The organism is Aeromonas caviae (assembly GCF_000819785.1).
Classification (GTDB): domain Bacteria; phylum Pseudomonadota; class Gammaproteobacteria; order Enterobacterales; family Aeromonadaceae; genus Aeromonas; species Aeromonas caviae.
This window is the reverse complement of sequence record NZ_CDBK01000080.1, coordinates 57,859-78,561: the sequence shown is the minus strand read 5'-3', so window position 1 is coordinate 78,561 and position 20,703 is coordinate 57,859. Positions and strand designations below refer to the sequence as shown.

The window sequence follows — 20,703 nt, the reverse complement described above, 5'->3', positions numbered from 1 at the left end:
ACGCCTGCACACCAGAAGCCTGGGAATGACAGCAACAACCCGACCCGCATCAAGACGGTGCGCCAGAAAGGTTACCTGCTAGTACCCCAGGCCTGGGAATAAGCCCCGCCGAATGACCTTGATGCTCTCAGCCTTCTCCCCTTGCGGGAGAAGGGTTGGGGATGAGGGGCAACAAGGCAATGTCCAGACGCAATCCAGGCAAGAGGAGAGCCCCGATGCGACGCCTGTTTATCCAGTTCTATCTGCTGCTGATAGGCTGCTTCACCCTCGCCATTCTGCTCATCGGGCTGGTCTATCAGGTCAGTGCAGAGCGGGCGGGGGACCGTTATCTGGAGCGGATGATGCAAGGCTCCCTCGGCCTGCTCACTGGCGAGCTGGCCCGGCTGCCGCCGGAACACTGGGCCACCCGCACCGGCGAGCAGAGCCGCCAGCTCAATCTGCCGCTGCAGATCGGCGTCCTCGCCAACCAGCCCCTGGCCAGCGAGGATCAGGCCTTCCTCGAGGCGGGCAACATCGTCATCGTCGAGGAGGATGACACCTTCCTGCAGCGCATCCCGAACACCGACAAGGTGCTGATCGTCGGCCCCGTCCCCTACCTCTCCTACCTGCACGAGCTGCACTGGGTGGACGTGGGGTTGCTGCTGCTCATCGGCCTTTCCCTCGGCCTGCCCATCCTGCTCTGGCTGCGCCCTCACTGGCGCGGCCTGCAACAGCTCGAACAGACCGCCCGCCGGGTCGGCGACGGGGATCTCTCCTGTCGCACCGGTTTGCCGCCCGGCAGCAGCCTGGGCCGGGTCGGCCGCACCTTCGACCAGATGGCGGAGCAGTTGCAGGCCATGCTGGCCAGTCGCAAACAGTTGACCGACGCCATCGCCCACGAGCTGCGCTCCCCCCTGGTGCGGCTGCGCTATCGCCTCGCCATGCTGGCCGAGCCTCCCTCACCCGAGGAGCAGCAGGGACTGGAGCGGGACCTCGGCGCCCTCGATGCCCTCATCGAGGAGATGCTCACCTATGCCAGGCTCGATCGCCCCGAACTGCCGCTGCAATGCAGCGATCTGGAGCTCGGCAGCTGGGCCGGCAGCCGCCTGGCCGACTGGCAGGCCCTGCGGCCGGACAAGCGGCTCGACTTCGTGCGCCCGGCCATGGCTCTGCCCTGGCGCGGCGACACCCGATTGCTGGACCGGGCGCTGGAGAACCTCATCGGCAACGCCCTGCGCCATGCCACCAGCCAGGCAAGCCTCTGCATAGCGCGACAGGGGGACGACTATCTGCTGGAGGTGGCCGACGATGGCCCCGGCATCGATCCCGCGCTGGCCCCGCAAATCTTCGAGCCCTTCGTGCGCCTGGATCAGAGCCGGAACAGACGCACCGGCGGCGCCGGGCTGGGGTTGGCCATCGTGCGCAGCATCGCCCACCACCACGGCGGCGAGGTGCAACTGCTGCCAAGCCGCAGCGGTGCCCGTTTCTGCCTGACCCTGCCCGTACATTTGGATACAAACCGTCACCAGTCGCTCACTGAACCGCAGGTCGAACAACCCTAGGATGAAGTCATGGAGAAACGCTCCATGTCATCAAACCGAACGAGGAACTGGAATATGAACAAGCTGATCCCCCTGACTCTGGCCGCTGTCTTCGCCCTGACCTCCGGCTTTACCATGGCCGCCACCCCGACCAAGGCCGCCGCTCCCCACGCCACCCAGACCAAGGTCGTGAAAAAGCATCACAAGGCTGCCCACGCCAAGGCGCCGGCCGTCAAGGTTGCCCCCAAGACCAAGTAAGCTGCCCGCTTCCGCCATGAAAAAGGGGCCCCCGACAGGGGCCCCTTCTGTTTTTGCGCGCTTGCCGTGACTCAACCCAGCATGTAATCCGCCGGCAGTTCGATGCGGGCCACCCCGGAGGCAACCGCCGCCAGTGCCACGGCACGGGCAACCCGCGGCAGCAGGCGGGCGTCCATGGGCTTGGGAATGACGTAGTCCTTGCCGAAGGCGAGTTCACTCACGCCAGCGGCGGTCAGCACCTCGGCGGGCACCGGCTCCTTGGCCAGAGCCCGGATCGCCTCCACTGCCGCAATCTTCATGGCATCGTTGATGCGGCTGGCACGGGCGTCGAGGGCGCCGCGGAAGATGAAGGGGAAGCAGAGCACGTTGTTGATCTGGTTCGGGTAGTCCGAGCGGCCGGTTCCCATGATGAGATCCCCGCGCACTCCGTGAGCCAGGGCAGGCTTGATCTCGGGGTCCGGGTTGGAGCAGGCGAAGATCACCGGGTTGGGGGCCATCAGGGCCACCGCCTCGGCAGGCAGTACGTCCGGGCCGGAGACGCCGACGAAGACGTCAGCCCCGTCGATGACATCCATCAGGGTACGCAGGGGGGTGTCGTTGGCGAAACGCTGCTTGTACTGGTTGAGATCGGTGCGGCCACTGTGGATCACACCCTGGCGGTCCAGCATGAAGATGTTGTGCGGCGCAGCCCCGCACTTGATCAGCAGATCCATGCAGGCGGTGGCGGCGGCACCGGCGCCCATGCAGACGATGCGGCTGGTGCCAATCTCCTTGCCCTGCACTTCCAGCGCGTTGAGCAGCCCGGCTGCGGTGACGATGGCGGTACCGTGCTGGTCATCGTGGAACACCGGGATGTCGCAGCGGGCGATCAGCGCCTCTTCAATTTCGAAGCACTCGGGGGCCTTGATGTCTTCCAGGTTGATGCCGCCAAAGGTGTCGGCGATGGCGGCCACCGTATCGATGAACTGGGCGCTGGTCTCGTGCTTCACCTCGATGTCGATGGCGTCGATGCCGGCAAAGCGCTTGAACAGCAGGGCCTTGCCCTCCATCACCGGCTTGGAGGCCAGCGGGCCCAGATTGCCCAGCCCCAGGATGGCTGTGCCGTTGGAGATGACGGCCACCAGGTTGCCCTTGCCGGTGTAGCGGTAGGCATCGGCCGGATTGGCGGCGATCTCGCGTACCGGTTCGGCAACGCCCGGGCTGTAGGCCAGCGCCAGATCGCGAGCGGTCCCGGCGGGCTTGGTGAGGGCGATGGCGATTTTGCCCGGAACGGGTTGGGCGTGGTAGTCGAGTGCCTGTTGGCGGAGATCGTGCTGCTGATCGGACATGGGGGACCCCGATACGGAAATGAATGAGTGATGCGTTGGCTCGCCAGCGGGCGAGGGCTGAGGATCATAAAGAAATCCCCCGCCCTTTCACAGCATAAAATATCGCTGGATAGCAATAACACGCTAGTCAGTAGCATGTCATGCCACCCATAATTACCCAATTAGTTATAGATTCGATTTCAATCCATGACTGGAATGCCGGCTTTTGCCTCTGCCTGCCGGGCGATGGCCTCCGTCATCCCCTGGAAGATGAAGAGGTGAAACGGCAGCATGGCAAGCCAGTAGGCCAGCCCCCAGGCCCCCTGCGGATGCCAGTGGGCCGTCACCCGCAGCCGGGTCAGGCCGGACTCCAGGGGCTGGATGTTGAACTCCAGCCGACCGACGCCGGGGGCCTTCATGTTGAACAGCAGATCCAGCCTGCGTCCTTCATCCACCCCGAGGATCTGCCAGGAGTCCAGCATGTCCCCCTTCACGAAGCGATCCGGGTTGGTACGTCCCCGGGTCCGGGCCGGGCCGCCGATCAGATGATCCATCCATTCGCGCACCACCCACAGCTCGTTCATGTAGAAGTAGCGCTGCTCACCCCCCAGTTGCTGCAACACCTGCCACACCACCTCGGGGGCGGCGAGGCAATCCGCCTCCCCGCTGGCGGTGCGGTCGTAGAAGCCATATTCGGGATGGCGCCAGCGCAGACCAAGGGGCGTCTCCTCCCCGTGCTGCTCGGCACCGAGCCTCTGCTCCAGCGCCAGGCTCTCCGCCAGCGCCTCATCGAAGCTGAGCAGATGCTGGGGCAGCAGGGCGCGCAAGGGGCCGTCATCCGCCGGGATGTCGTGCTTGAGCCCCCCCACCAGCGCCTTGGCGATGGGTTGGGGAACCGAGGTGGCGAACTGCAGCCACCAGGCGGAGAGCCGGGGGCTCAAAAAGGGGATCGGAATGATGGGGCAGCGTTTGCCGATATGGGCGGCGAATTTTTGGAGCTGCTGCTGGTAGCTGAGCAGCTCGGGGCCGGCCGCATTGAAGATCTGGCCATCCACCCCGTCGGCTTCCACCAGCCCGCCCAGATAGTGCAAGAGGTTGGAGAGGGCGATGGGGGGCGTGCGGGAACGCACCCACTTGGGCGTCACCATCATGGGCAGGTTGTACACCAGATCCCGCATCACCTCGAACGCCGCCGAGCCGGGGCCTATGATGATGCCGGCACGCAGCTCTACCGTGGGCACCCCTGCGCTGCGAAACAGCTCCCCACAGTAGCGCCGGGAGTTGAGGTGGCGACTGTTGCAGGGCTCGGGCTGGATGGCCCCGAGATAGACGATGCGGCGCACCCCGGCGGCACGGGCGGCGGCGGCGAAGTTCTTCACTCCCTGCTGCTCCAGCCGGTGAAAACCGGCCCCCGCCCCCATGGCGTGTACCAGATAGAAGACGGTGTCGACCCCCGCCAGCGCAGGGGGCAGGGTGGCAGGCTTGAGGCTGTCGGCGAGGCGAAACGCCACCCCCTCCGGCAGACGGCAGGGACGACGGGCCCCGGCGATGACCCTGTACCCCAGACCCTGCAGATGAGGCACCAGGTAGGATCCTATGTACCCGGCAGCTCCCATCACCAGACATGTGCGCATCGGCTCTTCTCCCTTGGTTGAGCCAACACCATAGGGCAAAGCGGGGAATTACAGAATGGCGGCCAATAAAAAAGGCACCCGATGGGCGCCTTTTTCAGAATTCTTCAGAAGCAAGATTACTTCTTGGAGGTCAAGCCACCGAAACGCTTGTTGAACTTGTCTACGCGGCCGCCGCTAGAAACTTCTTTCTGCTTGCCGGTGTAGAACGGGTGGCACTCGGAGCACACGTCCAGGTTCAGATCTTTACCGATGGTAGAGAAGGTGTTGATGACGTTACCGCAAGAGCACTTGGCGGTGATGGCTACGTAGTCAGGATGGATACCAGCTTTCATGGACAACCTCAATTATCAGGCCGTGTCGCCATCCGATCTCTTGTCGGACACCACACGATTGTTGAACACAGTTTCAAAGGCTGCGAATAATATAGGAAACGCCTGAGATCAGGCAAGTGGCTTCGCAGAAAAAATAGGCAACCCCTGGTGAATTCTTCCCAAACGCTGGATCTGGTTCGTGTGGCTGTGCCGGTGCCGTTACGCCGTCATTTCGACTACCTCTCTCCCCTGCCCTTGCCTGCCCCCGGTTGCCGGGTCGAGATCCCGTTCGGCCCGCAGACCCTGGTCGGTCTGGTGGTGGATCACCCGGCCGACAGCCAGGTGCCGCGCAACAAGCTCAAGCCCATCAAACGGGTATTGGACTCGGCGCCGGTGCTGGGGCCCGACATTCTGGCGCTGATGGCCTGGAGCGCCGGTTACTACCAGCACCCGCTGGGGGAGGTACTGCCCCACGCCCTGCCGGTGCTGGTGCGCAAGGGGGAGCCCGCCGCCTATCGGAAGCTGGAGTTCTGGTTTGCCACCGATGCGGGCATGGCCATCGACCTCAACGAGCTCAAGCGGGCGGCCAAGCAGCAGCAGGCCCTCGCCTTGCTGCGCAAGGGGCCGCAGACCCCCTCCGCCCTCAAACAGGAGGAGATCCAGAGCGCCACCCTCACCGCGCTGGAGAAGAAGGGACTGCTGGAGAAGCGCTCGCTGGAGCCGAGCCATGATGGCGACTGGGCCACCCGCTTCGAGCCGGGTGAGGGGCTGCGCCTCAACGGCGAGCAGGCGCTGGCGGTGGCCGCCGTCACCAGCCAGAGTAACAAGTTCGGTGCCTTCCTGCTGGACGGCATCACGGGCTCCGGCAAGACCGAGGTTTACCTCAGCATCCTCGAGCCCCTGCTCAAGGCGGGCAAGCAGGCGCTGGTGATGGTGCCGGAAATCGGCCTCACCCCCCAGACCATCAACCGTTTTCGCCGCCGCTTCAAGGTGCCCGTGGTGGCAATGAACTCCGCCATGAACGACAGGGAGAGGCTCGATGCCTGGCTCGCCTGCCGCGACGGTGGTGCCGCCATTCTGATCGGCACCCGATCCGCGGTGTTCACGCCGTTCAAGGACCTCGGCATCATCATCATCGACGAGGAGCACGACGGCTCCTTCAAGCAACAGGACGGCTTTCGCTACCACGCGCGGGATCTGGCGGTGATGCGGGCCCATCGCGCCGGCATTCCCATCCTGCTTGGATCTGCCACCCCGTCGCTGGAGACATTGCACAACGCCCGCAGCGGCAAGTATCACCACCTCAGCCTGACCCGGCGCGCCGGCAACGCCCAGACCGCTCGCCAGGTGATCCTGGATATCAAGAACGTGCGGCTGCAGGCGGGGCTCTCCCCCCAGCTGGAACAGCTGATGGCAGAGCACCTGGCGGCGGGCAACCAGGTGATGCTGTTTCTCAACCGCCGGGGCTATGCGCCGGCACTCATCTGCCACCAGTGCGGCTGGAGTGCCGCCTGCGAGCGCTGTGACGCCTGGTACACCTGGCACCAGGCCGGGCGGCGACTGCACTGCCACCACTGCGACAGCGTGCGCCCGCTGCCCCACCACTGTCCCGAGTGTGGCAGCAGCGAGCTCATCGGCTCCGGGGTCGGTACCGAACAGCTGGAGCAGCTGCTTGGCACCGTGTTCCCGCAATATCCGGTGGTGCGCATCGACCGGGACAACACCCGCCGCAAGGGGGAGCTGGAGACCCACCTCGGCGACATCAAGGCGGGCAAGTACAAGATCCTGATCGGCACCCAGATGCTGGCCAAGGGCCACCACTTCCCGGATGTGACCCTGGTCGGACTGCTGGATGTGGATGGCGCCCTGTTCAGCGCCGATTTTCGCGCCGCCGAGAAGCTGGCCCAGCTCTACACCCAGGTGGCGGGCCGGGCTGGTCGTGCCAGCAAACCGGGGCTGGTGGTGCTGCAGAGCCACCATCCCGAACACGCCCTGCTGCAGGATCTGACCCAGAACGGCTATGGCCACTTCGCCGACACGGCGCTGAAAGAGCGCCGCCTGCTGGGGCTGCCACCGTTCAGCCATCAGGGGCTGTTCCGGGCCGAGGCCAACGGCCGCGACGAGGTACAGCTGTTCCTCAGTCGTCTCGCCGATACCCTGCGCAGCGCCCGCTATCCCCAGGTGCAGGTGCTGGGGCCCATCAGCGGCTTCATGGAGCGCAAGGCGGGCAAGTTTCGCATGCAGCTGCTGGTGCAGGGGCCCAACCGAGCACCGCTGGCCCAGTTGCTCGACTGGGCGGTGACGGAGCTGGAGGGGTGGCCCGAGAGCAAGCGGGTGCGCTGGAGTCTGGATATCGACCCCACGGAACTGAACTAGCGCGGCTCTGCCAGCACGGCCTCCGCCAACACCCTGGCCTGTTCCAGAGCCAGAGGCTGCTGATAGCTGTGGGCCATCACCACGGCCCCTTCCAGCAGCAGGCATAACCCGGTGGCCTGCACCTCGGTGCATTCGAGGGCCTCCCTGACCCAGTTCAGCAACGCACGCTTGTGGGCCACCACCAGCTTGCGCACCGGGTGGCGAGGATCGGAGAACTCGGCGCTCGCGTTGATGAAGTTGCAGCCGTAGAAGTCGCTGCGGCCAAACCAGTCCGCAAAGCCATCGAGCAGCGCCAGCAACCTGGCCTCCCGCCCCGACACCCCATCCATCCTGGCATCGAGCAGGGTAAAGAACTCCGCATCCCGTGCCATCAGCACCGCTTCGATCAAGGCATCCTTGGTGGGGAAGTGGCGATAGAGGGTACGTTTGGTACTGCCCGCCTCGGCCCAGATGCGATCGATGCCTGTGGCGTGAAAGCCGTGACGATTGAACAGCCGATAGGCTGTCGTCATCAGCTGTTGCCGTTTGTCGCTCATGGTAACTTTCCTCTTGAAGTACACCGATCTGTCTACCTAATGTCGCAGGCTGGATCAAGTGATCCGGCACAGACAAGGAGACAGGAGATGGAAACAAGACGATGGCGAAGTGCCTGGCTGGCAGGGCTCGGTGCCTGCCTGGCCATAATGTTGCTCGGCTGGCTGGACATGAGCTGGCAGTCGACCCTGTTGATGGCACCGTTCGGGGCAAGCTGTGTGCTGCTCTTCTCACTGCCGGACAGTCCGCTGGCCCGTCCGCAGAACGTGCTGGGAGGCCACCTGTTATCGGCCACCGTGGGGTTGGTGGTGCAATTGCTACCGCTACCGATGGAACTCAAGCTGGCGCTGGGTGTGGGCCTGTCGATTGCACTCATGCAGGGACTGGGGCTGATCCACCCCCCTGCCGGAGCCAATCCACTGTTGATCCTGCTCACCACCCAGTCCTGGCCTTTCCTCTGGCAAACAGTGCTACCCGGCGCCTTGCTGCTGATCATGGTGAGTCATTGCGCCAGGCGGCTGCAAACGTCACGGCTCACACCCACATAAACAACGAGGGGGCCTTGGCCCCCTCGTTGTTTAATAGCAAGGCAAAGATGGCTTATTCGGCGACCTGGGAGACCCCGGTCAGGCGCACCTCGACCCGGCGATCCGGGGCCAGGCAGGCGATCATCTGCGCCTTGGCGCCATCCGGGCAGCTGCCCCCGGTCACGGGCGAAGACTCTCCCCGCCCTTCGGCACGCACCTTGTCGGCAAACAATCCCTTGGCGATGAGATAATCCGCCACCGTGCGGGCACGCTGTTCGGAGAGGGACTGGTTGTAGGCCTCCGAGCCGATGCGGTCGGTATGACCGATCACCGTCGCCACCCCGTCTTTCGGATTGGCCGCCAGGATCTGGGCAAACAGGTTGTCGAGGGCCTGGCTGGCGGCTGGCTTCAGGGTCGCCTTGTTGAACTCGAACAGCACATCGGAATCCAGGCTGAACTGTTTCTCCACCAGCACGGGGGCCGGGGCGGGCGCAGGTTCGGGCGCAGGCGTTGGTGCCACCGGCTCGTCGCCGATCTGGCCGAAGCGATAGAGCATGCCGACCGACAGCAGGCCGTTGTCCATCTCGATGCCTGACTCGTCGAGGGAAGTCTTGCCCAGGGGCGTGGTGTACTGGTATTCGAGGCGGGCGGCCCAATCCTTGTCGATGGCGTATTCGACCCCCAGCGCCCCGACAAAGGCGGCACCATGATATTTGTTGCCCTCATGGGATTCGGAGAGGCTGCTGGTGCCATCGCTGGCCCTGACGTTGAGTGAGCTCTCGGTCCAGGCATAGGCCCCCCCGAGACGGCCGTAGATATCCAGTGCCGAGGTTGCAGGCAGGATAATCTTCATGGTGGCCTGCACCATCTGGGCCTTGGCCTCGCCATCGAGTGCGAAATCAACCCCGTTGCCCGAGTAGTGCTTGTCCACCTGATACTTGCCGAGCCAGTCATAGCCGAGCTCAATCGCCACGTTTCTGTTCACCTGATAACCGGCAAACAGCCCCAGACCGAGATCATCGCTGTTCTCGTTCACCTTGGTCGCATCGAACAGCTCTTCGACCTGAGCGTTGTAATCCACCCCGTAATAATTTGACCAGCCGGCCTTGCCGCCGACATACCAGGTGTTGTCCTGGGCGGCAGCCTGCACCGTCCCTGTTGCCATCAAAGCGCCGATCAGGACGGCGAGCATAGATCTGTTCATGGATGAGCCCCTGCAATGAATTGTTATGACGCGGCTGCGTCTCTCTTCCCTGACGGGGCCCTGAACCCAAGCCCCGCATTCAGATTATCCCATCTGCAACCAGCCTCAAACGACCAGGGACTCAGGAGTGTGATATTGGCGACATTATCAGCCACCGTGCCCCCAATCATGGGGGCCGGCGCGTTGCCCATAAAAAAACGAAGAGCCGGGCTCTTCGTTTTTCATCTGGCAAGGGGATGGCCCCCGCTCACTGACTGCCCTGGCTCGCCAGGAACAGCCGGTAGGCGGGATCCTCGCTCACCTCTTTCCAGCCGTAGCCAATCTCGTGCAGGTAATCGTGGAAAGCCGCCACGTCCTCGTCCGGCAGCTCGAAGGCACAGAGCACCCGGCCGTAGTCGGCGCCGTGGTTGCGGTAGTGGAACAGGCTGATGTTCCAGCGACAGCCCAGGGTCTCCAGGAAGCGCATCAGGGCCCCCGGCTGCTCCGGGAACTTGAAGCTGTAGAGGCGCTCACCGAGGGGCCGGGCCGGGCGGCCGCCAATCATGTAGCGCACGTGGTTCTTGGCCAGCTCGCTCTCGGTCATGTTGACCACCGGATAGCCGTTGCCGCCGAGCTGATCGATGATCTGGCCCAGCTCTTCGTCACCGCCGGTGAGGCGCACCGAGACGAACAGCGACGCCTGCTCGGCATCGGCGTAGCGGTAGTTGAACTCGGTCACCATGCGGGGCCCGAGCTGACGGCAGAAGTCGAGGAAGGCCCCCTTGCGCTCGGGGATGGTCACCGCCAGCATGCCTTCGCGCTTCTCGCCGATCTCGCAGCGCTCCGACACGTAGCGCAGGCTGTGGAAGTTGACGTTGGCGCCGGAGAGAATGGCCGCCATCCGCCCCCCTTTGACCTGCTCCCGCTCGCTGTAGGCCTTGAGGCCGGCCAGCGACAAGGCCCCCGATGGCTCGGCGATGGCGCGGCAGTCGTCGAAGATGTCTTTGAGCGCGGCGCAGATCTGGTCGTTGGAGACGGTCACCACCTCGTCCAGATACTGGTTGCACAGGCGGAAGGTCTCCTCGCCGATGCGCTTGACCGCCACCCCGTCCGCAAACAGGGAGACCCGCTCCAGATTGACCGGCTCGCCGGCCGCCAGCGCCGCCTTGAGGCAGGCGGACCCCTCCGCCTCCACCCCGATCACCTTCACATCCGGCAGCAGCTGCTTGATGTAGACCGCCACCCCGGCGGCCAGGCCGCCGCCGCCCACCGGCACGAAGACGTGGGTGAGGTGGGTATCCTGCTCCAGCAGCTCCTTGCCGATGGTGCCCTGACCGGCGATCACCTCGACGTCGTCAAACGGCGGGATCAGGGTGTAGCCCTCCAACTCGGCGAGGCGGCGGCTCTCGCCGTAGGCCTCGTCGAAGCTGTTGCCAAACAGCAGCACGTTGCCGCCCTGACGGCGCACTGCGTCGATCTTGATGTCCGGCGTGGTCTTGGGCATCACGATGATCGCCTTGATGCCGAGCTTGGCGGCCGACAGGGCGACCCCCTGGGCGTGGTTGCCGGCAGAGGCGGCGATGACGCCGCGTTCTTTCTGCTCCTGGGTCAGGGTGGCGATCTTGTGGTAGGCGCCGCGCAGCTTGAAGGAGTGAACCGGTTGCAGATCCTCCCGCTTCAGGCTGACGTGATTGCCGAGCCTGTCGGAGAGTTTCTTCAGGGTTTGCAAGGGGGTGACCCGCGCCGCCTCGTAGACGGGGGAGAGCAGCACCTTGCGTAGATAATCCGCCGCAGAGACCATGGTTTATACCCCCGTCTCGTGGCGAAGGGCGCGCAATGCGCCCATATCATGACAGTTCATTCTCTCACTCCCCCAGCAGGGTGCGATCGCGCACCGCGCCCTTGTCGGCGCTGGTGGCGAACATGGCGTAGGCGCGCAGGGCAAAGGAGACCTCGCGCTGACGATCGACCGGCTTCCAGCCACGGGCAGAGACGGCGGCGCGACGGGTGGCCAGCACGCTGTCGGCCACCTCCAGCACCATGCTGCGGGCCGGGATGTCGATGTTGATAATGTCGCCATCCTCTACCAGACCGATAGTGCCGCCAGAGGCCGCCTCCGGGGAGACATGACCGATGGAGAGACCCGAGGTACCGCCGGAGAAGCGACCGTCGGTGATGAGGGCACACGCCTTGCCCAATCCCATGGACTTGAGATAGGTGGTGGGATAGAGCATCTCCTGCATGCCGGGGCCCCCTTTCGGGCCCTCGTAGCGGATCACCACCACTTCACCGGCTTTCACCGTGCCGTCCAGGATGCCGCTCACCGCGCTCTCCTGGCTCTCGAATACCCGGGCCGGGCCGCGGAAGGTAAGGTTCTCCTCGTCCACCCCGGCGGTCTTGACGATGGCCCCGTTGAGGGCGAGGTTGCCAGCGAGGACCGCCAGGCCACCTTCCTGGCTGTAGGCGTGATCGAAGGAGCGGATGCACCCCTCGGCGCGGTCCAGATCCAGCTCGGGCCAGCGGCAATCCTGACTGAACGCCTTGGTGGTACGGATGCCGGCAGGGCCTGCACGGTAGAAGTCGTGAACCCCCTTGTCATTGCTGCGGCTGACGTCATATTCGGCCAGCAGCTCCACCAGGGAAGTGCCCAGCACGTTGCGGGTATCCCCGTGCACCAGGCCCGCTTTTTCCAGCTGACCCAGGATGGCGACCACGCCGCCGGCGCGGTGCACGTCTTCCATGTGGTACCTCTGGGTGGAGGGCGCCACCTTGCACAGCTGGGGCACCTTGCGGGACATGCGGTCGATGTCGGCCATGGTGAAGTCGACACCCGCCTCCTGGGCTGCCGCCAGCAGGTGCAGCACGGTGTTGGTGGAGCCGCCCATGGCGATGTCGAGCGCCATGGCGTTCTCGAACGCCGCCTTGGTGGCGATGTTGCGCGGCAGTGCCGAGGCATCGTCCTGCTCATACCAGCGCTTGGCCAGAGTGACGATGCGCTGGCCCGCCAACTTGAACAGCTGCTCGCGGTCGCTGTGGGTCGCCAGCAGGGAGCCATTGCCCGGCTGGGAGAGACCCAGTGCCTCGGTCAGGCAGTTCATGGAGTTGGCGGTGAACATGCCGGAGCAGGAGCCGCAGGTGGGGCAGGCGCTGCGCTCGATCTGATCGCTCTGTGCATCGGAGACCTTGGGGTCGGCACCCTGGATCATGGCGTCCACCAGATCCAGCTTGATGATCTGGTCGGAGAGCTTGGTCTTGCCCGCTTCCATGGGGCCGCCGGAGACAAAAATGACCGGGATGTTGATGCGCAGGGCAGCCATCAGCATCCCCGGGGTGATCTTGTCGCAGTTGGAGATGCAGACCATGGCGTCGGCACAGTGGGCGTTGACCATGTACTCCACCGAGTCGGCGATGAGTTCGCGGGACGGCAGGGAATAGAGCATGCCACCGTGGCCCATGGCGATGCCGTCATCCACGGCGATGGTGTTGAACTCCTTCGCGACCCCGCCAGCCGCCTCGATTTCGCGGGCGACCAGCTGGCCCAGATCCTTGAGGTGGACGTGGCCCGGCACGAACTGGGTGAAAGAGTTGACCACGGCGATGATGGGCTTGCCGAAATCCTGATCGGTCATGCCGGTGGCACGCCAGAGGGCGCGGGCCCCGGCCATGTTACGTCCGTGGGTGGTGGTGGCGGATCTCAACTTCGGCATTGTCTCTACTCCCTGAATGCCCCTGGGGCGCATTGTCTTTCAACATGAATGTGTGATTCGCGGATCGGGAATCGATCCTGGTGAAGGCACCTCGGGGAGCCTTCACCGGAAGCGACTCGGGGAGGCGTGACGCCTCCCCGCTATCATCAGTCGTTGACCGGCGTCAGCCAGCCCCACTTGTCTTCGGTCTTGCCGTTGAACAGGCCGAAGAAGGCGTTCTGCAACTGCTCGGTCACCGGGCCACGGCAACCGGCGCCCACCTTCATCCGATCCACCGAGCGCACCGGGGTCACCTCGGCCGCGGTGCCGGTCATGAAGATTTCGTCTGCGACGTACAGCGCTTCACGGGGCAGCGCCTGCTCGCGTACCTCGTAACCCAAGTCGCGCGCCAGCGTCATGATGGTGTCGCGGGTGATGCCGGGCAGGATGGCGGCGGTGGCGGGCGGGGTGAACAGCACGCCGTTCTTCACCAGAAACAGGTTCTCCCCCGCCCCTTCGCTCAGATAGCCGTTCACATCCAGCGCCAGCCCCTCGGCGAAGCCGTTGCGCTTGGCCTCGCGGCTGATGAGCTGGGAAGAGAGATAGTTGCCCCCCGCCTTGGCACCGGTCGGGATGGTGTTGGGAGCGAGCCGGTTCCAGGAGGTGACGCACACATCCACTCCGTTTTTCAGCCCCTCTTCACCGAGGTAGGCGCCCCAGGGCAGGGCCGCGACCATGAGGTCGGCCTTGGCATCCAGCGGCGGATGCAGCCCCAGCCCCACGTTGCCGACAAAGGCCAGCGGGCGCAGGTAGCCGCTCTTCAGGCCGTTCTCGCGCACCACGGTGCGGCAGGCTTCATTCACTTCGGACTCGCTGTAGGGGACGTCCATCCAGTAGATCTTGGCGGAGTCGAACAGGCGGCGGGTGTGCTCCTGCAGGCGGAAGATGCAGGTCCCCTTGGGAGTGTCATAGGCCCGCACCCCCTCGAACACCGAGGAGCCGTAGTGCAGGGCATGGCTCATGACATGCACCTGGGCATCCTGCCAGGGGACCAGCTTGCCGTTGAACCAGATGTATTGGGGGTGGGCGGCGGATTGGGAAGGCTGTGACATTGGCTTGGCTCCTTAAGCTCTGATCCGGGGTTGCTGTTCCAGTGCATCGACCCGGGAGACATCCACCAGCTTCACCAGCTGGCTCCACAACTGCTGGATGGGACGTACCGATTCGACAGTAACCGTGATCCGCAGCTGTTGGCAATCCTGCTCCATGTTGAGGGCGCAGAGATTGAAACCGCGGTGACGGACCACCCGCAGCACCCGTTCCATCACTTCGGGTCTGGGTTGGGCATGGATTTCCAGGGTGCTGGTATTGAGCTGGTTCATAGGCGTTGCTCCATCATCTTGTGGTTGGCGACTCCTGGCGGAACCAGGGGCCAGACATTTTCTTCCTCTGAAATAGCCACATGCAGCAGATAGGCACTCTCGCTCGCCAGCAGGCGATCCAGTGCCGGACCTATCTCTTCCTTGCATGTGATGGTCTCGCCTGGGATGCCGAAGGCGGCGGCCAGAGCGACGAAATCGGGGTTGTCGGACAGATTGGTCTCGCTGTAGCGACCGTCGAAGAACAGCTCCTGCCATTGGCGCACCATGCCGAGGCGCTGGTTGTCCAGCAGCACCATCTTCACCTTGAGCCGGGCACGGCGGATGGTGCCGAGCTCCTGCACGTTCATCATGAAGGAGCCGTCACCGCTCACCAGCACCACCTCGTCATCGGGGCGCGACATCTTGGCGCCGATGGCGGCGGGCAGGCCGAAGCCCATGGTGCCTAGGCCGGCACTGGAGAGGTGGTTGCGCGGGCTGGTGAAACGCATGTGCTGGGCCACCCACATCTGGTGCTGACCCACGTCGCAGGCCACCACGCTGGTGTCAGGCAGCTGGCTTGAAAGCTCTTTGAGCAGGGCCGGGGCGTAGATGGCCTGACCCGGATGGTCGTAGCGGAAGGCGTATTCCCGAGCCATGGTGGCGCAGTGCTCGCGCCAGGGGTCGAGGGTCAGCGTCATCGCCAGGGCGGGCAGCACACGCTTGAGATCCGTGGTGATGCCCACATCGGCGGCGCGGCGCTTGCCGAACTCGGCGGCGTCCACATCCAGGTGGATCACCTTCGCCTCGGGGGCAAACTCTTCCAGCTTGCCGGTCACCCGATCATCGAAACGGGCGCCTACCACCACCAGCAGATCGCACTGCTGCACCGCCAGGTTGGCGGCCTTGGTACCGTGCATGCCGAGCATGCCCAGATAAACGGGGCTGTCGGGGTCGAGGGCACCTATCCCCTTGAGGGTGGTGACCGCCGGCATCCCCGTGGTGGCGGCAAAGTCGCGCAGCTGCTGCTCGGCATTGGCCATGCCCACCCCGCCACCGACGTAGAGTACCGGACGCTCAGCACCGGCCAGCAGGGTACGGGCGACCGTCAGTTCGGCCGGATTCAGGGGGTCGGGTTCCTCCACTGCAAACAGCGGGCTTTGAGAGGGAACGGCGGCCAGTTGCACATCCTTGGGCAGGTCGATGAGCACGGGGCCCGGACGCCCTTCGGTGGCGATGGCGAAGGCTTCGGCAATGACCCGTCCCAGATCCGCCGGGTCCGTCACCATGAAGGAGTGCTTGGTGCAGGAAAGGGACATGCCGAGCACGTCCACTTCCTGAAAGGCATCGGTACCGACGGCGGCGCAGGGCACCTGGCCGCTGATGGCCACCAGCGGTACAGAGTCGAGCAGTGCCTCCGCGAGGCCGGTGACCAGATTGGTGGCGCCGGGGCCAGAGGTGGCGATGCAGACCCCCACCTGACCGGAAGCGCGGGCATAACCCACCGCGGCCATGGCGGCCCCCTGCTCGTGGCGGCAGAGCTGATGGGCCAGGCCACCGTCATACAGGGCGTCGTAGACCGGCATGATGGCCCCGCCCGGGTAACCAAACACCTGGGTCACACCCTGTTTCTTGAGAGCCTGTACCAAAAACTGCGCGCCGTTCATGTGGAAAATCCTGTCCTTTGGTCGAAAAAAAACCCCCGGGCCGTGAGGCTCGGGGGTCGCTTGTTTCGTTCTGTCCGGTGGTGGGTCTATCCCTTGTTCCGTGCAGCCAAACGAGCCCCGAGCGGTGAGATAATAATCACCACTAGGACCACAATAATGCTGACGAAACGGGAGGCCATGTTCATAGTTACAACCGGAAATCCTGTGAAATGGGAGCGGAGCTTGCCGCGAATGGCTATTAGAACTAGCACGGTGATTTTTATTGGGCAAGCACTTTTTACCTGACAAGACTCTGATTTTGACTGCTCTGAAACCTGACGACTGGAACAAAAAACTAATAAAAAACGGTTAACCAGCATATACATCAAACCAAGGACGGTATTTATGTCATTAGCTGTTGTTTATAGCCGTGCCAGCCTGGGGATAGCGGCGCCGCAAGTCACGGTGGAGGTGCACCTCTCCAACGGCCTGCCCGCCTTCAACATGGTGGGGTTGCCGGAAACCTCGGTGAAAGAGTCGCGGGATCGGGTGCGCAGCGCCCTGCTCAACGGCAATTTCGAATTTCCGGCCAAGCACATCACGGTCAACCTGGCCCCTGCGGATCTGCCCAAAGAGGGGGGCCGCTTCGACCTGGCAATCGCCATCGGCATTCTCGCCGCATCCAAGCAGATACCCGCAAAATACCTGCTCGATCACGAATTTTTAGGGGAATTGGCCCTGACGGGCGAGATCCGCCCCGTGCTTGGGGTGCTCCCCTCGGTGCTCGCCTGCCGCGACGCAGGGCGCACCCTGCTGGTCCCACGGGAGAACGGTCCGGAGGCTTCCCTCATACAGGATGCCGAGGTGCGCACCGCCCACCAGCTGCTGGCGGTCACCGCCTGGCTGGCGGGCCAGTACGAACTGCCGCTGCCGGAACCCCAGAGCGCGGAGATCCTGCCCGACGTGCCGGATCTGCAGGATGTGATCGGTCAGTCCCAGGCGAAGCGGGCGCTGGAGATCGCCGCAGCTGGCAGCCACAACCTGCTGTTCATCGGCCCCCCCGGCACCGGCAAGAGCATGCTGGCCAGCCGTCTGCCCGGCATTCTGCCACCGCTAAGCGAACAGGAGGCGCAGCAGACCGCCGCCATTCACTCCATCGGCGGCCTCACCCCCCGCGCCGGCCACTGGCACCACAGGCCGTATCGCACGCCCCATCACAGCGCCTCGGCGGTGGCGCTGGTGGGCGGGGGTACCCATCCCAGGCCTGGCGAAATTTCCCTCGCCCACAACGGGGTACTGTTTCTGGATGAACTGCCGGAGTTCGAGCGCAAGGTGCTCGACTCCCTGCGCGAGCCGCTGGAAACCGGGCACATCACCATCAGTCGTGCCGCCCGCCAGGTGGATTTTCCCGCCCGCTTCCAGCTGGTGGGTGCCATGAATCCCAGCCCCTGCGGCCATTATGGCGACGGCCAGACCCGCTCCAGCCCGGATCAGATCCTGCGCTATCTGGGCAAGCTCTCCGGCCCCTTTCTCGACCGGTTCGATCTGACGGTAGAGGTCCCGCTCTTGCCCAGGGGGAGCCTGACCGGCAAGGCGGAGCGGGGGGAATCGAGCCAGCAGATACGCGAACGGGTGCTGGGGGCGCGAGAGCGCATGCTGAGTCGCAGCGGAAAACTCAATAACCTGCTGGATAGTCGTGAAATCGAAGATGTTTGCAGATTATCGCCACAGGATGCCGAGTTTCTGGAAGGTGCCATCCAGAAGCTGGGGCTCAGCATCCGGGCCTGGCACCGCATCCTGCGGGTATCGCGCACCATCGCCGATCTGGCGGGGCACGCCACCATCGAGAGAGCGCATCTGATCGAAGCCCTGGGCTATCGTGCCATGGATAGGCTGTTGTCGCGGCTGCGCGGGGGCCAGTGAGCGGGGGAACGACAGCAGCCACCACCCGACTCGGAAAGGGCGCCACCATGGTCTAGTCGTGGGCCGGCTGATATTATGGCAACAGATCTGACCACTTGGTTGCCATCCACCGATACGAAGACGGATTCCACCATGCCCAACAAGCTGATAGAGCGACTGCGCGGCAGCCTCTCGACCCTGCTCTATTTCATCAACACCCTGTTCTGGTTTGTCCCCGTCCTGCTGCTTGGCCTCATCAAGCTGCTGCTGCCCTTCAAGGGGGCGCGACGTCTCTGCAACACACTCCTGGACGGCTGCGCCACCCACTGGATAGGTTTTAACAATCTGATCCAGAAAACCATCATCAACACCCCTTTCGATGTGGTCGGAGTGGACAAAGGGCGCCGGAATGAGTGGTATATGGTGATTGCCAACCACCAATCCTGGGTCGACATACTGGTATTGCAGCGGATTTTTAATCAAAAAATCCCCTTCCTGAAGTTTTTCCTCAAGAAAGAACTGATTTGGGTACCTTTTCTCGGTCTGGCCTGGTGGGCGCTGGATTTCCCATTCATGCGGCGTTATTCCAGAAAATTTCTGGAAAAGCACCCGCATCTGAGGGGAAAAGACATAGAAACCACGCGCAAGGCGTGTGCCCGTTTCCGCCATATGCCGGTGAGTGTGATGAACTTCGTGGAAGGGACCCGCTTCACCGTCGGCAAGCACGACAGGCAAGGGGCACCCTATCGTCATCTGCTGCACCCGAGAGCAGGGGGCATCGCCTTCACCCTGGCGGCCATGGGGGATCAACTGCACAAGCTGGTGGATGTGACCATCGCCTATCCCGGCGGCGTCCCCAGCTACTGGGACTTCATGTGCGGTCGGGTCAAGGAGATCAAGGTTCGGGTCCGCTTTCTGCCGATCGAACGCAATCTGGTGGGGGATTACTTCAATGACCCCGAGTTCCAACAAGAGTTTCAACAGTGGTTGAACGGGATCTGGCACGAGAAGGACCAGACCCTGGATAAGCTGCTGGCGGACAAGACGCAGTAAGACACTCATGCCAAACCTGCTCCCGGGCCCCCTGGTGCTGTTCATCAGCGCCGGCCTGACCATACTGTTTACCGCCCTGTGCGCCAGCCTGATCCTGCTGGTGTCACTGGCCAAACTGCTGCTGCCCGTGCCGGCCTTTGGTCGCGCCTGCAGCCGGCTCAACAACCGCTTCATGGGCCTGTGGCTCGGTTGCAACGCCCTGGTGATCCGCCTCACTACCCGCATCGACTGGCAGATTGAGGACAATACCCGGCTGCGCAAGGATGGCTGGTATCTCATCATCAGCAACCACATGAGCTGGACCGATATCGTGGTGCTCGGCCACCTGTTTCGCAATCGGCTACCGGTGCCCAAGTTCTTCATGAAGCACGAGCTCATTTACATACCGCTGCTGGGGCTCGCGTGCTGGGGGCTGGACATGCCCTTTATGCGCCGCTATTCGAGAGAGTTTCTGTTAAGAAATCCACATCTGCGGGGCAAGGATATCGAGACCACCCGCAACGCCTGCGAGAAGTTTCGCCACATTCCCACCACCGTCATCAACTTCGTGGAGGGGACCCGCTTCACCGATCAGAAGCGCGAGGCCGCCCGCTCCCGCTATCGCCATCTCATGCCCCCCAAGGCGGCAGGACTCGCCTTCACCCTGGCAGCCATGGGCGATCAGTTCGACAGCCTGATCAACGTCACCATCAGCTACCCGGACAACCCCAACACCCCCTTCAAGGATTTCCTGATGGGGAAGATGAAGCGCATCCGGGTGCGAATCGAGGAGCTGCCGGTGGACGAGCAACTGGTGGGGGACTACTTCAACGACAAGCAGTTCAAACGCGGTTTCCAGGAGTGGCTGAACCAGCGTTGGCGGGAGAAGGACGAGGTGCTGGAAGGGTGGCGGCGAGCTCAGGAGCCCGCCGAGGTGGCGGCCAAGAAGAGGGCCGACGCCAGCTCGGGCAACTGATCCTCGCTGAACACTGCGATGCCGTGGCGGCGCAGCAGGGCGGTGGTCTTGCCCTCTCCCGTCATGGAGACTCCTTCAAAGCGGCCGTTGTAGATGCGGCCGCTGCCGCAGGAGGGGCTCCCCTCTTTCAGCAGGGCGAAGCGAATGCCCTGGGCCTGGCAGAGCTCGAGCGCGAGTTCGGCGCCGCGATCGAACTCGGCGGTCACATCCAGCCCACTTTCGGTCATCACCCGCTCACCCTGCCGCTCGGCAGGAGGGCGCGGGGTCGGCAGGCCACCCGCCACCTCGGGGCAGAAGGCCAGCGCCCGCCCCTCGGCTCCCAGCGCCTGCAGCCAGTCGCTGACAATCCCCTTGCTCTGGCCGTCGTAACGCACTGGCTGCCCCAGCAGACAGGCGCTCACCAGCACCTTGTGCATTCCCGTCTCTCCCATGCTTTCACTTCCTGTGTGAGGT

The 20,703-nt window shown here is 63.8% G+C and carries 18 protein-coding genes; 7 read left to right on the top strand and 11 right to left on the bottom strand.

All coding sequences use genetic code 11. The features are described from left to right. Positions 1-215 precede the first annotated feature (215 nt). Positions 216-1,541 (top strand): two-component system sensor histidine kinase RstB, encoded by a 1,326-nt coding sequence (gene rstB / locus BN1120_RS13165; RefSeq protein WP_042016437.1) that lies wholly within the window; start codon positions 216-218, stop codon positions 1,539-1,541. A gap of 54 nt (positions 1,542-1,595) precedes the next feature. Further along, on the top strand, positions 1,596-1,778 hold the full coding sequence (locus tag BN1120_RS13160) for a hypothetical protein (RefSeq protein WP_010676075.1): 183 nt from the start codon (positions 1,596-1,598) through the stop codon (positions 1,776-1,778). A 71-nt stretch (positions 1,779-1,849) separates the two neighbouring features. Here the strand turns inward: BN1120_RS13160 and BN1120_RS13155 are convergent, their stop codons facing one another. The 3 genes from BN1120_RS13155 to rpmE form a co-directional block, all read right to left on the bottom strand. Continuing rightward, positions 1,850-3,106, bottom strand: coding sequence for a malic enzyme-like NAD(P)-binding protein (locus BN1120_RS13155; RefSeq protein WP_042016435.1), 1,257 nt, complete (start codon positions 3,104-3,106; stop codon positions 1,850-1,852). A 179-nt stretch (positions 3,107-3,285) separates the two neighbouring features. Continuing rightward, complete coding sequence (locus tag BN1120_RS13150; protein WP_010676077.1) at positions 3,286-4,719, bottom strand: DUF2867 domain-containing protein; 1,434 nt, start codon at positions 4,717-4,719, stop codon at positions 3,286-3,288. Between the two features lie 116 nt (positions 4,720-4,835). After that, positions 4,836-5,051: a 50S ribosomal protein L31 gene (gene rpmE, locus BN1120_RS13145; RefSeq protein WP_010676078.1), complete on the bottom strand. Its 216-nt coding sequence runs from the start codon at positions 5,049-5,051 to the stop codon at positions 4,836-4,838. 147 nt (positions 5,052-5,198) lie between these two features. On the opposite strand from rpmE, the gene priA reads away from it, so the two are divergent. Further along, positions 5,199-7,406, top strand: a complete 2,208-nt coding sequence (gene priA / locus BN1120_RS13140; RefSeq protein ID WP_080768024.1) for a primosomal protein N' — start codon at positions 5,199-5,201, stop codon at positions 7,404-7,406. Here the strand turns inward: priA and BN1120_RS13135 are convergent. Further along, positions 7,403-7,942 (bottom strand): TetR/AcrR family transcriptional regulator, encoded by a 540-nt coding sequence (locus BN1120_RS13135; RefSeq protein WP_042016434.1) that lies wholly within the window; start codon positions 7,940-7,942, stop codon positions 7,403-7,405. The two genes, priA and BN1120_RS13135, sit on opposite strands and share 4 nt — an antisense overlap. An 87-nt stretch (positions 7,943-8,029) precedes the next feature. Here BN1120_RS13135 and BN1120_RS13130 point away from each other — a divergent pair, with 87 nt between their 5' ends. Further along, complete coding sequence (locus BN1120_RS13130) at positions 8,030-8,488, top strand: HPP family protein (RefSeq protein ID WP_010676081.1); 459 nt, start codon at positions 8,030-8,032, stop codon at positions 8,486-8,488. 52 nt (positions 8,489-8,540) lie between these two features. Here the strand turns inward: BN1120_RS13130 and ompA are convergent, their stop codons facing one another. The 6 genes from ompA to ilvG form a co-directional block, all read right to left on the bottom strand. Next, complete coding sequence (gene ompA, locus BN1120_RS13125; protein ID WP_041211986.1) at positions 8,541-9,671, bottom strand: porin OmpA; 1,131 nt, start codon at positions 9,669-9,671, stop codon at positions 8,541-8,543. 247 nt (positions 9,672-9,918) lie between these two features. Continuing rightward, on the bottom strand, positions 9,919-11,451 hold the full coding sequence (gene ilvA, locus BN1120_RS13120; protein WP_039039678.1) for a threonine ammonia-lyase, biosynthetic: 1,533 nt from the start codon (positions 11,449-11,451) through the stop codon (positions 9,919-9,921). A 64-nt stretch (positions 11,452-11,515) separates the two neighbouring features. Further along, the gene (gene ilvD / locus BN1120_RS13115) at positions 11,516-13,357 is read right to left on the bottom strand and encodes a dihydroxy-acid dehydratase (protein ID WP_042016432.1); all 1,842 of its coding nucleotides are present in this window, start codon (positions 13,355-13,357) and stop codon (positions 11,516-11,518) included. A gap of 146 nt (positions 13,358-13,503) precedes the next feature. Beyond that, on the bottom strand, positions 13,504-14,448 hold the full coding sequence (locus tag BN1120_RS13110) for a branched-chain amino acid transaminase (protein ID WP_039039680.1): 945 nt from the start codon (positions 14,446-14,448) through the stop codon (positions 13,504-13,506). 12 nt (positions 14,449-14,460) lie between these two features. Then, positions 14,461-14,718: an acetolactate synthase 2 small subunit gene (gene ilvM, locus BN1120_RS13105; RefSeq protein ID WP_010676086.1), complete on the bottom strand. Its 258-nt coding sequence runs from the start codon at positions 14,716-14,718 to the stop codon at positions 14,461-14,463. Next, positions 14,715-16,361 (bottom strand): acetolactate synthase 2 catalytic subunit, encoded by a 1,647-nt coding sequence (gene ilvG / locus BN1120_RS13100; RefSeq protein WP_042016431.1) that lies wholly within the window; start codon positions 16,359-16,361, stop codon positions 14,715-14,717. The genes ilvM and ilvG overlap by 4 nt, the downstream gene beginning before the upstream one ends. A gap of 384 nt (positions 16,362-16,745) precedes the next feature. Here ilvG and BN1120_RS13095 point away from each other — a divergent pair, with 384 nt between their 5' ends. The 3 genes from BN1120_RS13095 (at position 16,746) to BN1120_RS13085 (ending at position 20,250) form a co-directional block, all read left to right on the top strand. Beyond that, a complete protein-coding gene (locus tag BN1120_RS13095; protein WP_042016430.1) occupies positions 16,746-18,263 on the top strand; it encodes a YifB family Mg chelatase-like AAA ATPase in 1,518 nt (505 codons plus the stop codon). Positions 18,264-18,395: 132 nt separating this feature from the next. Beyond that, complete coding sequence (locus BN1120_RS13090) at positions 18,396-19,295, top strand: acyltransferase (protein ID WP_039039683.1); 900 nt, start codon at positions 18,396-18,398, stop codon at positions 19,293-19,295. A 7-nt stretch (positions 19,296-19,302) separates the two neighbouring features. Then, positions 19,303-20,250, top strand: coding sequence for an acyltransferase (locus tag BN1120_RS13085; RefSeq protein WP_042016429.1), 948 nt, complete (start codon positions 19,303-19,305; stop codon positions 20,248-20,250). On the opposite strand, the gene BN1120_RS13080 is transcribed toward BN1120_RS13085, so the two are convergent. Then, positions 20,193-20,681, bottom strand: a complete 489-nt coding sequence (locus BN1120_RS13080) for a 2-thiouracil desulfurase family protein (RefSeq protein WP_042016428.1) — start codon at positions 20,679-20,681, stop codon at positions 20,193-20,195. The genes BN1120_RS13085 and BN1120_RS13080 overlap by 58 nt on opposite strands. Between the last annotated feature and the right edge of the window lie 22 nt (positions 20,682-20,703).

Excerpts from the sequence above, each read along its gene's own strand:
- rstB (WP_042016437.1), top strand. The coding sequence starts at position 216 with ATGCGACGCCTGTTTATCCAGTTCTATCTGCTGCTGATAGGCTGCTTC.
- BN1120_RS13160 (WP_010676075.1), top strand. The coding sequence starts at position 1,596 with ATGAACAAGCTGATCCCCCTGACTCTGGCCGCTGTCTTCGCCCTGACC.
- BN1120_RS13155 (WP_042016435.1), bottom strand. The coding sequence starts at position 3,106 with ATGTCCGATCAGCAGCACGATCTCCGCCAACAGGCACTCGACTACCAC.
- BN1120_RS13150 (WP_010676077.1), bottom strand. The coding sequence starts at position 4,719 with ATGCGCACATGTCTGGTGATGGGAGCTGCCGGGTACATAGGATCCTAC.
- rpmE (WP_010676078.1), bottom strand. The coding sequence starts at position 5,051 with ATGAAAGCTGGTATCCATCCTGACTACGTAGCCATCACCGCCAAGTGC.
- BN1120_RS13135 (WP_042016434.1), bottom strand. The coding sequence starts at position 7,942 with ATGAGCGACAAACGGCAACAGCTGATGACGACAGCCTATCGGCTGTTC.
- BN1120_RS13130 (WP_010676081.1), top strand. The coding sequence starts at position 8,030 with ATGGAAACAAGACGATGGCGAAGTGCCTGGCTGGCAGGGCTCGGTGCC.
- ompA (WP_041211986.1), bottom strand. The coding sequence starts at position 9,671 with ATGAACAGATCTATGCTCGCCGTCCTGATCGGCGCTTTGATGGCAACA.
- ilvA (WP_039039678.1), bottom strand. The coding sequence starts at position 11,451 with ATGGTCTCTGCGGCGGATTATCTACGCAAGGTGCTGCTCTCCCCCGTC.
- ilvD (WP_042016432.1), bottom strand. The coding sequence starts at position 13,357 with ATGCCGAAGTTGAGATCCGCCACCACCACCCACGGACGTAACATGGCC.
- BN1120_RS13110 (WP_039039680.1), bottom strand. The coding sequence starts at position 14,448 with ATGTCACAGCCTTCCCAATCCGCCGCCCACCCCCAATACATCTGGTTC.
- ilvM (WP_010676086.1), bottom strand. The coding sequence starts at position 14,718 with ATGAACCAGCTCAATACCAGCACCCTGGAAATCCATGCCCAACCCAGA.
- ilvG (WP_042016431.1), bottom strand. The coding sequence starts at position 16,361 with ATGAACGGCGCGCAGTTTTTGGTACAGGCTCTCAAGAAACAGGGTGTG.
- BN1120_RS13095 (WP_042016430.1), top strand. The coding sequence starts at position 16,746 with ATGTCATTAGCTGTTGTTTATAGCCGTGCCAGCCTGGGGATAGCGGCG.
- BN1120_RS13090 (WP_039039683.1), top strand. The coding sequence starts at position 18,396 with ATGCCCAACAAGCTGATAGAGCGACTGCGCGGCAGCCTCTCGACCCTG.
- BN1120_RS13085 (WP_042016429.1), top strand. The coding sequence starts at position 19,303 with ATGCCAAACCTGCTCCCGGGCCCCCTGGTGCTGTTCATCAGCGCCGGC.
- BN1120_RS13080 (WP_042016428.1), bottom strand. The coding sequence starts at position 20,681 with ATGGGAGAGACGGGAATGCACAAGGTGCTGGTGAGCGCCTGTCTGCTG.